This window comes from Chitinophaga sp. Hz27 (assembly GCF_042263525.1).
Lineage (GTDB): Bacteria > Bacteroidota > Bacteroidia > Chitinophagales > Chitinophagaceae > Chitinophaga.
In genome coordinates, this window is sequence record NZ_JBHKFJ010000004.1 from 604,689 (window position 1) to 618,968 (window position 14,280).

A 14,280-nucleotide genomic window follows, 5' to 3' on the forward strand; every position below is an offset into this window, starting at 1 on the left:
CAATAATAGTTAACATATAACAAGGGCCTGCATTCGATGCAGGCCCTTGCTTTTTATAGTACATCTTTGATATGTTTATAATTCGATTTTATCGCATCAAAAACATCTTCATATCGGCCACTCAGTATCAGCTTTCCCATCCACAATGCAAAGCCTTTCATCTGTGAAAATTCAATCTTTGGAGGCATTGCAAGAGAACTGGGATTTGTGAATATATTAATCAATGCGGGTTCATTTGATGTCAACGCTGTTGTTAACGTTTTCTGTACATCATCCGGTGATTTGATGGTATAGGCAGATATACCCATGGCCGTTGCCACAGCTGCAAAGTCTGGATTCAGCATATCCGTTTGCCAGTCCGGTAATCCTGCTACTTCCATCTCTAATTTCACCATACCCAAAGAGCGGTTATTAAATACAATTATTTTTATCGGCAGATGATATTGTTTTATTGTCATGAGATCTCCCAGACACATACTAATACCTCCATCTCCACATAATGCGATGACTTGCCTGCCTTTATGTGCCAATGCCGCGCCAATAGCTTGTGGCAAGGCATTCGCCATGGAGCCGTGATTAAAAGACCCTAGCAATACTCGTTTTGCGCCACCTTGTAAATAACGTGCTGCCCAAACGTTGGTCATACCCGTATCTACTGTGAATATGGTTTCAGCAGAAGCGAGTACATTGATCACGCTGGCTACAAACTCAGGACTGATGGCCTCCTCTTTACCACGGTCATCCACATACGTTTGTAATCGCTTTTCTACTTCTTTATGGAATTCCAGCATGGCATTCAGGAAATCAGTAGCAGGTGCTGCTGTCAGCAAAGGAATCAGCGCCCTCAAAGTATCACGGACATCTCCACAAAGGCCCATTTCCAGGTTGGTACGTCGGCCAAGTCGTTCTGGCTGAATATCTATCTGTACTGTTTTCGTTTTTTCGGGCAAAAATGGAGCATAAGGAAAGTCTGTTCCCAGCAGTAACAATACATCTGCTTCATGCATACTTTTATAAGCAGATGCGATACCTAATAAACCCGTCATACCTACTTCGTTGGGGTTATCATACTGAATACCCATTTTTGCCCGGAAAGAGTAGGATACAGGCGCTTTCAGTAGCTGAGAGAGCTCTACGATCTCATCATGCGCGGGCATCGCGCCATGGCCGCAATAAATCGCAATTTTGCTGGCGTTGTTCAAAAGGGTGGCCAACGATTGTAACTCCACATCAGAAGGCCGTATTACTGGCTTTGGATTATATAGTTGTGTAGCCATAGTAATATCCACTGCATTTGCAGCGGCTACATCTCCCGGAATACCTACTACCGCTACTCCCTGTCTGCTGATAGCATGTTGCAAGGCCATTTGCAACATACGGGGCGCCTGTTGCGGCGTAGCCGCAACCTGGTTAAAGCAGCTGCAATCGTCGAAAAGCTTGATCGTATTCGTTTCCTGGAAATAGTTGCTACCAAATTCAGTAGTCTCGCAGGTAGAAGCCAAAGCAATCACCGGTGCACCAGATCTATGCGCATCATACAAACCATTGATTAAGTGTACATGACCCGGGCCACTGCTGCCAGCACAGCAACCAATACCCAGCAATTGTGCATCCGCGCCGGCAGCATAGGCGCCTGTTTCCTCATGACGTACATGAATCCACTGAATACGCCCATCTCTCCGCACAGCGTCATTGATATGATTCAGGCTATCTCCTGTAACAGCGTAAATTCTTTTTACACCAGCATTTGCCAGCATGTCTACAATCTGATCAGCAACTAATTTTGCCATAAATAAAATGTTTATGCAGCGGTTATTGTATCCATGCAAAAAACACCAGGGAAATAGCATTGTTCACCCTGCATTCACTCAAAACATTAATTTTTTTTCTATTTTTATGGCAACCTTTAAACCAGCTTATACTGTATGTCCACAACGAAAAAGCATTTTCCTGTATTCCTGGTAGCGGCACTGTTACTGCTTTGCACTGCATGCAGTAAAAAAATTACGCAAACAGGTAAGGCATCCTATTATGCGGATAGCTTTGATGGCAAACGAACTGCAAGCGGACAGGTTTTCCATCAAAACAGACTTACTGCTGCGCATCCTAGTCTGCCTTTCGGTACTAAACTTAAAGTCACTAACATGGCCAATGGCCGTACTGTTACGGTACATGTCAACGATCGTGGTCCTTTTGCCAAAGGCCGCATCATCGACCTGTCAAAAAAAGCAGCGAAAAGACTTGGCATGGTCAGCACCGGCGTAGCAACCGTTCAGATCAAATACAAGAAGCCAAAGAAAAGCTAACGTTATAACGCATGCGTAACTTCAGAGATTTGCTCCAGCATCTTTTTACAAAATGCTGGTAAATCCTTTGGTGTTCTACTAGTTACCAAACCATTGCATTTAAGCACTTTTGCATTTTCCAACTAACGCCGGCATTTTTCCAAATCTGTTTTCAGGGAAGGGTATTACGCCATGCTAAGGCCCTGCAATTCTCCCAATTCCATTAATCTCCAGGGTCCATATTCGATGAGCAATCTTATATTCTCATCCTTATGTAATTTTTGATGAACGAAATTGCATTTCCCTCTTTTACTATCTTTATTTGTCGATTATCAATCAAAACAGAACAATGAAAAAGAAATGGCTAATAATGGCTGCCATGCTCGCTATGGGCGCCATTAACAATACTTGGGCACAAACGCCTCAGGTAGATCTACCTGGTTTCACCGCCTATGCTGATCCTGTAGAAGAAAATGTACAAATCAGTCAACGTAATGGTGTAGTAAAATGGACCGATAATAATAACACGGTTAACTTCTACTTTCATGTTGCCACTCCTGGAAATTTAAAAGTTGCGCTCACCGCAAAGGCTGATGCAGTCAGCAAAGTAGCCGTTAAAGTAAATGGGGTAGAAAAAGTTATTGCTATTAACTCTAACGACTACACGAAGTTTTCGGTACTTGAAACAAAGATCAAAACACCAGGGTTTTATTGTGTTTCGTTAAGGGGTGTGGAGAAGCAGGGAACTGTTTATGCAGATGTTAAATCAGTAAATCTAGAAGGTGCTGCTGTGAAAGATATTCAGTTCAACCCGAAACCATGGCGCCGCGCGGCTTCTGTACATCTGAACTATCCTGTTCCTGAAGGGAAAAATGTAGAATGGTTCTATGGTGAAATCAAAGTACCTGAAGGCGAAGATAAACTGGGTACCTATTTCATGTCCTGTGGATTCCACCGTGGCTATTTTGGTATGCAGGTAAATGGTCCAACAGAAAGAAGGGTTATCTTCTCCGTATGGGATGCAGGTGGAGAGCCAGAATCGCGCAATAATGTAAAGTATGAAGATCAGGTAGTAATGCTGGCTAAAGGCGATAGCGTTTATGCAAGCGGCTTCGGCGGAGAAGGTACCGGTGGACATAGCCACTGGGTCTATAACTGGAAAGCTGGAGAAACATACAAATTCCTGATGCACAGCGTTCCGGAAGGCAACACCACCACATACACCGCCTACTTTTATGTGCCAGAACACCATGAGTGGAAGCTGATCGCTAGTTTCCGCGCACCTAAAGATGGTAAGTATATGGGGCACCTCTATTCTTTCCTTGAAAACTTTTCCTTTGAAAATGGTCACCTGGGCCGCAAAGGCTTCTTCGGTAATCACTGGATTAAAACGAATACTGGAGAATGGATAGAACTCACTAAAGCAAAATTCACCAATGATGCTACCGCAAAAGCAAAAGACCGTATCGACTATGGAGGCGGCAGCGAAAATGGCTGGTTCTACCTCTGGAACAGCGGTTTTAAACCTGCCAATGCACAATATGGGGATATCTTCGAACGCCCGGCAAATGGTCAGCATCCAGATATCAATCTTCCTAAATTCTAATACAGGCTTCAGTCTTATATACAATCCTGGTGGTTTATTCCATCAGGATTTTTTTATTTATCCACGAAAATTGATCAAATTTTGTCCACATTTATTACCCTATATAGCCCATAGGCTTAGAGGGAGCAATATATTTTTTACCTGCTCACGCGTCTGGTTTGATTTCTCTGGCTTTTTTTCAACAAAAAAGCGGGGATCTGAAAAAATATTTTCAGATCCCCGCCATCATAAGGTTTTCAATAATTCGCTTGTTAAAACAAGCAGGGGTTTACAAACAATAAAAATATCTTTAGGTCATCATAGGAGCGATGGTTTATGTCATCCAATTTGTTCGACAATGCAACAAAACTAAGCGAGTGGTATTACAGAATCGTTAAGAGAACTTTATTTAAATTTAAATTCGATTCAATACACTAAACAATGCACGAGTAATATGGCGAGTAAGAAGAAAATCCCCATTCCACAGGTATTGGATGTGCTAAATCCTTTCCGGCAGCGGAAAGAACGTATCATGCAATTCAATCCTGCGGTAGGAATAGCAATGAGGAAACCTTCAGATGCAGTAAAAATCACGGTTTTTAATTATAATGCTACTCATCTGATAGAAAGAACATTGGAAAATGTTTCCGATGTCTTTCCTTATCTTGAATCCAATGGTATATCCTGGATAAATGTAGATGGTATCCGAAAAGAAGAAGTGCATGCAATTGCCACCTGTTTTATGATACATCCCTTGCTGGAAGAAGATATCCTGAGCGTAGGTCAACGTGCAAAAATGGATGAAATAGGTGAACATTTGTTTTGTTTACTCCCCATGATGTACTTCAATGCAGATACTTCCATCGTTGAACAGGAGCAGGTTAGCATTGTACTGGGGAAAAACTTTATCATCTCTTTTCAGGACGATCCCACCAGGGACCTTTTTGATCCAATCAGAGAGAAACTTCGTGTAGCCTCTAGCCGTGTACGTAACGGGATGGCAGATTATCTCTGCTATTCTTTACTGGACGTTATTGTGGACAACTACTTCGTTGTACTGGATAAATTAGCAGAAAGGATAGAATTAATGGAAGACATGGTCCAGCATCAGCCTAATACCAAAACACTAGCACGTATAAATTTCCTTCGCAGAGAAGTCCTGCTGTTTAAAAGAGCAATAGTACCTGTTCGGGAATTAGTAAATGGCTTCCTAAAAAGTGAAAGCGATCTGCTGGAAGACAGAGATACCAAATATTTTAAGGATGTCTATGATCACATTGTGCAGTGTGTGGAGTTAGCAGAGAATTATAAGGATATGGTGATGAACCTTCAGGAAATGTATCATACCCAGCTGAATCTCAAAATGAATGAGATCATGAAGGTATTGGCGGTGGTTACTACTTTGATGGCGCCACTAACGCTGATAGCAGGTATTTATGGGATGAACTTTACTAATATGCCAGAACTGCGCTCCCCGAATGGATACTTTGTAACTTTAGGATCCATGGGACTTATCCTGCTGTTTATGATCTGGCTATTCAGGAAGCGCGGCTGGTTCTAATTTTTTTTCTTATAGACAGGTACAGTAGAACACGGTTCTCCATACATAATACTTTTTACCACAGGCAACAGCAACCTGGTGATTTCAGCATAGGCAATTTCTCCTACACGCTTATCCCCACAACCTTTAATTACTACTCTTTTATCTGTAAATGAGGCTATATCAATAGCTGCCAGGTTACGGAGATAAAGGGTATTGTGGATAAACGTTGCATCTCCAAACGCAGCATAAGCCGCTATTGGCTGCAGATAGGTCATTACCAGCATATATGCCCACAGTGGAATAACAGTATCCACACTGCAAATCATTCCTACATTTTTTCCACGGTATTGTTCCCAGTCGTGCGACTGCAGTGCTGCTCTGAAGTCTTTCTCTTTCAGGATCATTTCCATGAACAGAAATGGCTTCAGGTCAAAAACAACGATTTCTCCCTGGGGATAAAACTGCTCCAGGTCAATGGTTTCAATTCCACTCTGTGCTACTTTATTTACGATTTCTTCCATTTTATCCACATTTAGACTACAAATTTACGAATAAAAAACGCCCCCGCTGGTGCGGAGGCGTTCCCTTATGTCAGTAAAATGTATTTATTAGAATAGTTTGCCGCGGGTATCTTTCACGCTGCTGAGTTTTTTCAGCACGTTGAACAGTTGGTTGTTCAGCATAGAAGCAACACCTTGTTCATAAGACGCCTGCATCGCAGCAATGTCCATAGCTGGTTGGCCAGATGGCTGGTAAGCATCTACTTTTACTACATATACGCCGCTACCACCTTCAATTGGAGTAGAAACAGCAGCAGTACCCCATTTCTTATTGAAAGTAGCACCTACTACGCGAGGCTCAAAGCCCAATGAAGCGATGAATGGAGTAGTAAAGGAAATGTTCTCAGCTTTCAGCACTGGCTGATTGCTAGCTTTAGCAGCAGCATCCAGGGAGTTAGGCGTACCGATCTTAGCAATGATCTGTTCTGCTTTTTTCTCTTTTCTTACTTCAGCTTCAACCAGTTGTCTAACATCAGCAAGAGGAGCAGTACCTTCCTGACGGATGGTAGTCAGTACAGCTACTACATATTTATCATCCAGAGTGAATACTGGACTAACTGAATTTTCTTTATTGTCATAAGCCCAACGAACCAGTTCACGAGATTGACCAAGACCTGGGATTACGAATTCCATTGGTTGAACGCGGTCAGCGATTCTTTTCACCAGTTTACCTTCAGCGATAGCTTTGTCAAAAGCAGCTTTGTTAGTTGCTTTCGCTACGAAGTCGCTGGCAGCGCCATAAGCAGTATTGTTGGTTTCTTTACTTGCCTCAACAGATTTAGAGAGATAAGCCACTTTAATAGCAGAACCAATATTTTTCTGGTCCATTACTTCAGTTACAAAGTAACCATACTGAGTTTTGATATTTTTCAGCTGACCTTTGTTACCAACAGTCAGTGCGAACTCAGAGATTTCTGGTAAGAACTGAGTAGAAGGAGTCAGTTCAAATTCACCACCATTTTCTTTAGTACGGTCGTCATCGGAGAACTGCTTAGCCAGATCAGCAAAGCTTGCACCACCTTGGATAGCAGCTTTCAGACTGTCAGCACGTTTAGATGCGATTTCGTCAGTTACACCACCATTAGGATTAATACCTACCAGGATGTAGCGGATTTTTACGCTATCTGGCATAGACTTACGGTCAACCATTTTAGCGTAGGTGATCAGGTTATTATCATAATAAGGACCGAAGTCGCCACCGATTGGCAGATCCACTACTGAATCTTTCATTGGGAACTTCGCTTCGTTTTTAGCGATATAACCATTATAGAATTTAGTATCAGAATTACGGTTGATGAAACCTGCGATGTCTTTAGTAGAATCCAGTTCAGCTTTCAGGGCTACCAGCTGTTGAATGGCAGCAGCAGAATCCTGGGCAGAAGGGATAGCATCGAAAGCAACATATTCCAGTTTACGGGATTCTTCTACCTGGAACAGTTGTTTGTGTGCCTGGATATAACGATTCAGGTCAGCATCTGTCAGTTTGATGGTAGAATCAGCGATAGTAGCATAAGGAACGTTAACATAAGAGATGTTAGCGGTTTGGCTATTATCTTCCTGTTGTTGTTTAGCTAACCATTTAGGATAATAAACACCTTGTCTGATGAGAGTGAGGTATTTATTCTGCAGTTGGTAACGTGCAACATCCGCCTGAATACGATGTAATTCCGCGCGATATTGGTCGTTGGTACCAGCTTGTTGAATTACCTGTTGTAATAAGTTGCGATCGAGTTTACCATTCTGGCCAAACTGACGCATTACAATCGGGTTATTATGTTTGTCATTAAATTGATCAACTACTTCAGCTTCGGTTACTTCGAGGCCGAGTTTATCATATTGACCATTTAATATTTCTTCAGTCAGGAACTGATTCCAAACCTGCTCACGGATTTGCTGACGGTCTTCGTCTGTAAGACTAACATTACCCATCTGCTGGCGAACATTGTTTTCATAGTCCTGGATTCGACGTTGGTAATCTGAATATTCCAGTTCTTTACCATTTACTTTACCCACAGACGTTGAACGACGGGTCATGGAATTTTTGCCAAAGAAGGCATCCTGCAACAGGAAACTAGCAATAGCCACGCAAATCACAACTACGATGACAACGGCGTATTTGTCCCTGATTTTCTGAATTACTGACATATATTATATAGTCTACATTTTTAAGGATAGCAAAAATAGAATAAAATAACTGTAACTGCAAAAGAGTATTTTTTCCGCTCAAACCCAATACAGTAAAGGGTTTGAGCGACTTATAACACTTTTGGGTACTGTGTGTCATTAACAGGTTTTCCACAGTAAAGGCAATTTTCCAACTTCTTTTTTTTCAGCCTTTTAGTATTTTAAAATGCAGATCAGGCGTGATATTTTCGCAGTATTCAACTTAACTTATCCTGTATTGCTTATTCACATTTGTGTAAAAGTCAAAAGTTGAAATCCACAGAGATTTGTGAATAAAATAGGTCAAATTGCTCGTGAGACGCATTTTGGCGTTTTGAGATTCCCGTCGCATTTTTTTCCACAATTGATGTGTAAAAACCCCTGTAAAACGTAAAATAAGGTGGGAAAACATGCCCTTGTCCACAGGTAAAACTAATTTTGTTTTTTTGCCAAAAGTTTCCCTCTGAAATTTTAAATGTGAATTGTGGATTGTTAACTGCATCTTTTAACATTTTCCTAATACTGTGTACAACGAAAAGATTTACACGAGTTACGATATCCACGTATGTGGATGAAAGATACAAAATGCAGTATTGGCGCGGAAAGAGCGTGTTAATTTAATGTGGATAGTGATGGCAAAAAGAATAACAACTACATTTGTATCAAGGTCGAAAATTTAATTTCCACATATTCACAGCCCTAATAGTAGTGGGCTTTTCTTTTTAAATAAATAAATAGATATATAGGTATGATTACGGAATTAGCCACCGCAAAAAAAAATTTGCAACACAACGGATTTTTGGATATACCGGTGGATCCAGCTTTGGACTTGTTCGCAGCGATCGAAGATTTGAAAAAGCGGAAAAATGCAATCGTCCTGGCACACTATTACCAGGAACCGGATATCCAGGACATCGCAGACTACATCGGTGACAGTCTCGGTCTTTCTCAACAAGCCTCCAAAACCGATGCCGACATTATCGTATTCGCTGGGGTGCACTTTATGGCCGAAACTGCAAAAATCCTTAGTCCACAGAAAAAAGTTTTGCTCCCAGACCTGAAAGCTGGCTGTTCACTGGCCGATAGTGCACCTCCAGAGCTATTCAAGAAATTCAGGGACAAGTATCCAGATCATATCGTGATTTCCTACATCAACTGTTCTGCAGGTATCAAAGCGCTCAGCGATATCATCTGTACCTCCTCAAACGCCGAGAAAATCATCGAAAGCGTTCCTAAGGACCAGCCGATCATTTTTGCTCCCGACAGGAATTTAGGCGCTTATTTGATCAAAAAAACGGGTAGAGACATGGTTTTGTGGAATGGTGCATGCATGGTTCACGAAATATTCTCCCTGGAAAAGATCATGAAATTGAAGGTTCGTCACCCCAAAGCCAAGATACTGGCCCATCCAGAGTGTGAACCAGCAGTATTGGCAGTGGCAGACTATATCGGTTCTACTACCGGGATCCTGAAATTTGCAAAAAAGGATGACGCGAAAGAATACATCGTTGTTACTGAAACAGGTATCCTGCACCAAATGCAAAAAGATAATCCTGAGAAAAGTTTTATTCCTGCTCCTCCAAACAATGCATGTGCTTGCAATGATTGTCCGCATATGAAATTGAATACATTGGAAAAACTTTACCTGTGTATGGAATATGAGCAACCAGAAATCAATATGGATGAGACTTTACGCATTGCAGCAAAGAAACCTATTGACAGAATGTTAGAAATTTCAGCAGCAGCAGGACTCTAAGCATTTGATTTACAATATATTTTGACTTATCAACATAATTCACATTTTCTAAGACCATGTAATCACATTACATGGTCTTATTTTTTTGAGCACTTTTGCTTTTAATAATCAATAAGTTATAAGGATATTGCTTCAATTTCCCCAAAATTATTTCCCCAGCTACTTCACATCATTTATTACATCTGCACATAGTTGTTCACAAATAACATTTTAAATGGCCTCTTTTTTTGAAAATGAAGGCGCTGAGAATTGAATATTTTTTTCAGCCATTGGTATACCTCACAAAAAATTAAAATATTGGATTCTCAGCGCCTGTTCAATGCGCTGAGAATCCAATTTTCAGAATGAGTTTTACTCACTGATCAGTATATTATCCCCATACAAGCTAAGCAGAGCTCACAAAGAAGGCCATGAGAATTAAATGAATGTCAATATCTCGGGGATACCCTTCTGTATTGAGTTTCATAGAACTGTAACGGCCTTCATTTTTTATTTTCCTTATCGATTTTGTTGTGGTCCTATTCTTTTATGCACATATTCACATTCACAGGTAATGTGGATATCCAATTATATCAACAGGTTTGTGCACAGTATCTACTATTTATTGAGAATTCGAATTTTTGAGTGCGCTGAGAATTGAATAATAAAAAAAATACTGTGGTAACCCCATGTTCAAATATTTTATGCAATCCTCAAGAGACACCTAGTAGCGTGAGAATTATTGTAGAATGTATAGCTGTTCGGTTCATCGTTTTTCACGAGATTCTCAGCGCTTTATGAATGCGCTGAGAATCCGATATTTCATTAAGTGATTTGGGACAGTCGATCATTTCATTTTTGAGGGGATTCTCGCGTCACAATGAAGCGCCTGAGAATTGAATATTTTTTTGGCTTTTGAGAACTGGAATTAAAAATAGAAGTGATTGAAATGTCAGAAGCTTAGGAGTGCGTTGAGAATTGAATATTTTATAAATAGCTGGGAAGTTGGTAGATATGCTGTTCTCAACGGTGGAAGGAAGGCGCCGAGAGTCGAATTTTTTTTCTTTTTTCGGGGTAACCCCGTGTTTTTTGGAAATTTTAAAATGTAAGCGTGATGACAGTGCGCTGAGAATTGTATGAAATTATTCTACTCAGGCTGTTGAAGGGAAATGAATTTCTAAGGCCAGTAAATCGACTTTCAATTTTTTATTCAATTAAAATTATTTGTGAATAACCCTTGTAAACTGGCAATGAGGCCGAAATTTTTTTTGATGTTTTTTGTGTAGCTATGTGGATAAAGGAGTTATGAAAGTTCGTTTCAGAATTATTTTCAATAAATTTTTGTTGAGAATGTGAATAAGAAGAGACTCAAAAGCCATTTCGAAAAATTTTCGAAAATTTTTCTTCTTAAATGTGCATAAACCATGTCTGGAATTGATTTTCAAAATTTTTTTTAATTTTTTCTTAGTTCGATGTGTATAAAGTGGCTATCAGTTTATGTTTTACTTAAAAATTTTTCCTTTTTCCTTCTTGGATGTGTATAAACTAGCTCTGGTACTGATTTTCAAATTTTTTTTTAATTTTTTTCTTAATTCGATGTGTATAAAGTGGCTATCAGCATACGTTTTGCTCAAAAATTTTTATTTTTTCCTGCTTGAATGTGTATAAACTAGCTCTGGAATTGATTTTCAAAAAATTTTTTGATTTTTTCTTAGTTCGATGTGCATAAAATGGCTATCAGTATAAGTTTTGCTCAAAAAATTTTACTTTTTTCTTCTCAACTGTGTATAAACCAGCTCTGGAATTGATTTTCAAAATTTTTTTTTGATTTTTTTTAGTTTGATGTGTATAAAATGGGCATCAGTATGTGTCTTGTTCAAAATTTCTATTTTTTTCCTTCTCAATTGTGCATAAACCAGGTCTGGTATTGGATTCCAGAATTTTTTTTTGATATTTTCTTAGTTCGATGTGTACAAAGTGTCTACCAGTATACGGTTTGCTCGAAAATTTTTACTTTTTTTCTTTTTCAACTGTGCATAAAGAACGTGAGGTGTTGATTTTCAAAAAATTTTTTGATTTTTTTCTTAGTTCGATGTGCATAAAGTCGTTATTAGCATATGGTCTGCATATGAATTTTGCTTTTTTTCTGATGTAGATGTGTATAAGAGGAATTTAAAGATTATTCTGGCTGGCCTTTAGGGAGATTTCATTCTTGGGGTATATATGGATCCGAGCAGCTGTTATATGCCTTATTATGCCTTTGAAAGGAGAATAAACTAATCATTCATTGCAATAACGACTGAAGTGTTTATTGGGTTTCTAAAGCCTTTTTTACATTGATTAATAGATGCCTGGATCTTGGATCAAATACCAGGTATAATCCAGTGATAGAGTTTTAATTTAGGAAGAGAGTTTACCCCCTTTACCACTGCTAAACAAGTGAATTTTAATGCGAGATAGGGGAAAGTAATTATAATGAAGATCTGTGAAGAGGAGAGGGCAAAAAAAAGGTAGAGGATTAAATTTCCTCTACCCAAATATGATCAGCTTCTGTTTTTCGGAGCGACAAGTTATAACCTGCTACCATGATAGAAATTGGATCTCCGAGCGGTGCGACTTTTTCGATCTTCACCGTTTCGCCAGGTACGCAACCCATTTCCATCAGTTTGATATGAAGATCATCTTTTTCAAACTCTATTATCACAGCACTTTTACCTGTTGCAAGTGAGGACAATTTAATAATGCCATTTTTCATTATCTAGTAATTGGTCCGTTTAAACTTAGTTTCGGCATCGGGGTTCATTTACATGAATGATATAGCAAAGGTACCGCCGATGAGGCAATATGCAAAAAGAAACATTACTGGTATCATTTTTCACTTTACTTTTACATCAATTTTAAGAGAAATCAATGGCAATACACTTTAATGATCATGAGGTAAAGTCGGGATTAAAGAACAAGACCCGATTGAAGCAATATCTGACTGAATTGTTTGAAAAAGAAGGGCAGGGGCTTAGTGGATTGAACTATATTTTTTGCACTGATGATTATCTGCTGGAAATAAACAAACAGTTCCTGAATCATGATACTTATACCGATATCGTTACTTTCGAAATGTCAGAAGATCCAGACGTTACAGAAGGAGAAATCTATATCAGCTTTGATAGGGTAAAAGAAAATGCAGCCAAGTTTGATGTGTCTACCGAGCAGGAGTTACACCGTGTCATTTTTCATGGAGCGTTACACCTTTGTGGATATAAAGACAAATCGAAAAAGGATAAAGAGTTGATGACCCAGAAGGAAGACGAGAATATTAAGAAATACTTCAAAAAGGCTTAGGACATAAGAATTTATGAAACCGGAATGTTCCACGTGAAACATTATTCAAAAATGTTCCACGTGGAACATTTTGTTTTGGGTTGGGTCTGGCAGAAAATGAAAGAACATGGATTGATCTCATGGTAATATCGGTCTTAACGTTTGACTTACATCTGCCCTTGCTTCACTTAATTCAAAGTTCGATCTTTCCCTTAAGTAATCTCTTACTTCTATTCTTATAAATACTTATATCGGAATTGTACCTTGTAATGGGTTCGAATCCGCTCCTCGCTACATCACTAACAATTTAGAACGAGTCTTATAGAATATTGCGCCAAGAATTCGCAATATTTTAATTTCATTATCAAAACTTCGGAGGGGATGTTCGTGTTGATCTAATATGAATCTGATCATATGGGCTACAATATTCTTTCATACGCGGTAGACTATGCCAAACTGAAATCTGCAATTGGTTCGGAGGATCATTCCTTGTACCATGATATAAAAAATAATCCTTCCTTTATTGGATGTACCGGGCAAAATTATCCTGGTTTAAGCAAAACGAAAGAAGCCCTAAAACAATTGATATTTGGCTTGCCCAAAGAAAAGGATATTGTATCCTCTGCTTATTTATATGCACTCATTGGCCTGGTCAATCAAACAGGAAAGAAGTTACCTGGTACCCATGAGATTCAATTGGATTATGAAACGGATCTTATTAATAAATACCTGAAGGATGATTTTAAGGTTGATGTACATATAGCCGATGAATTATTAAATGATGCTGTTCAACTCGGACTCCCTTTATCTGGAGATAAACCCTACTCAGGGCTTTTGAGTAAAAGTCAATTATTAGTACTCCAGGCTAAATTTGAAGGGATCCATATTTCCGAGGAGGAATTAGAAGAATTGTTGCAATGCGAAACAGAGAAAGAAATGGTGTACGATAGTATCCATCAAATCAAAGACAATGTGAATTTTTGTTTGTCTGAGAGCATGTCCATGATCTCCTTTTGTCATTGAAAAACCACATTAGAATGTTCCACGTGGAACATCTCACTTTATACCAACAATCTCCTTACTTCTATGTA

At 39.3% G+C, this 14,280-nt stretch carries 10 protein-coding genes; 6 read left to right on the top strand and 4 right to left on the bottom strand.

Annotated features, from left to right (window positions below):
* Positions 1–53: 53 nt before the first annotated feature.
* Positions 54–1,790 (bottom strand): thiamine pyrophosphate-dependent enzyme, encoded by a 1,737-nt coding sequence (locus tag ACE38W_RS12005; RefSeq protein WP_375831132.1) that lies wholly within the window; start codon positions 1,788–1,790, stop codon positions 54–56.
* Between the two features lie 135 nt (positions 1,791–1,925).
* Here ACE38W_RS12005 and ACE38W_RS12010 point away from each other — a divergent pair, with 135 nt between their 5' ends.
* From ACE38W_RS12010 to corA, 3 genes are all read left to right on the top strand, one after another.
* Entirely contained in the window at positions 1,926–2,306 is a 381-nt protein-coding gene (locus ACE38W_RS12010) for a septal ring lytic transglycosylase RlpA family protein (RefSeq protein ID WP_375831133.1), read from the top strand.
* Between the two features lie 328 nt (positions 2,307–2,634).
* On the top strand, positions 2,635–3,891 hold the full coding sequence (locus ACE38W_RS12015; protein WP_375831135.1) for a DUF3472 domain-containing protein: 1,257 nt from the start codon (positions 2,635–2,637) through the stop codon (positions 3,889–3,891).
* A gap of 433 nt (positions 3,892–4,324) precedes the next feature.
* Positions 4,325–5,431, top strand: coding sequence for a magnesium/cobalt transporter CorA (corA, locus tag ACE38W_RS12020; RefSeq protein ID WP_375831136.1), 1,107 nt, complete (start codon positions 4,325–4,327; stop codon positions 5,429–5,431).
* Here corA and ACE38W_RS12025 read toward each other — a convergent pair.
* Both ACE38W_RS12025 and ACE38W_RS12030 read right to left on the bottom strand, forming a co-directional pair.
* Positions 5,428–5,934 (bottom strand): DUF2480 family protein, encoded by a 507-nt coding sequence (locus ACE38W_RS12025; protein ID WP_375831138.1) that lies wholly within the window; start codon positions 5,932–5,934, stop codon positions 5,428–5,430. The two genes, corA and ACE38W_RS12025, sit on opposite strands and share 4 nt — an antisense overlap.
* 87 nt (positions 5,935–6,021) lie before the next feature.
* Entirely contained in the window at positions 6,022–8,118 is a 2,097-nt protein-coding gene (locus tag ACE38W_RS12030) for a SurA N-terminal domain-containing protein (RefSeq protein WP_375831140.1), read from the bottom strand.
* 766 nt (positions 8,119–8,884) lie between these two features.
* Between ACE38W_RS12030 and nadA the strand changes: the two genes are divergently transcribed.
* The gene (nadA, locus tag ACE38W_RS12035) at positions 8,885–9,892 is read left to right on the top strand and encodes a quinolinate synthase NadA (RefSeq protein WP_375831141.1); all 1,008 of its coding nucleotides are present in this window, start codon (positions 8,885–8,887) and stop codon (positions 9,890–9,892) included.
* 2,497 nt (positions 9,893–12,389) lie between these two features.
* On the opposite strand, the gene ACE38W_RS12040 is transcribed toward nadA, so the two are convergent.
* On the bottom strand, positions 12,390–12,626 hold the full coding sequence (locus tag ACE38W_RS12040) for a FeoA family protein (RefSeq protein WP_111591138.1): 237 nt from the start codon (positions 12,624–12,626) through the stop codon (positions 12,390–12,392).
* 155 nt (positions 12,627–12,781) lie between these two features.
* Here ACE38W_RS12040 and ybeY point away from each other — a divergent pair, with 155 nt between their 5' ends.
* Together ybeY and ACE38W_RS12050 are read left to right on the top strand one after the other, a co-directional pair.
* On the top strand, positions 12,782–13,210 hold the full coding sequence (gene ybeY / locus ACE38W_RS12045; protein ID WP_375831143.1) for an rRNA maturation RNase YbeY: 429 nt from the start codon (positions 12,782–12,784) through the stop codon (positions 13,208–13,210).
* A gap of 393 nt (positions 13,211–13,603) precedes the next feature.
* The gene (locus tag ACE38W_RS12050) at positions 13,604–14,212 is read left to right on the top strand and encodes a hypothetical protein (protein ID WP_375831144.1); all 609 of its coding nucleotides are present in this window, start codon (positions 13,604–13,606) and stop codon (positions 14,210–14,212) included.
* The last annotated feature ends 68 nt before the right edge of the window (positions 14,213–14,280 follow it).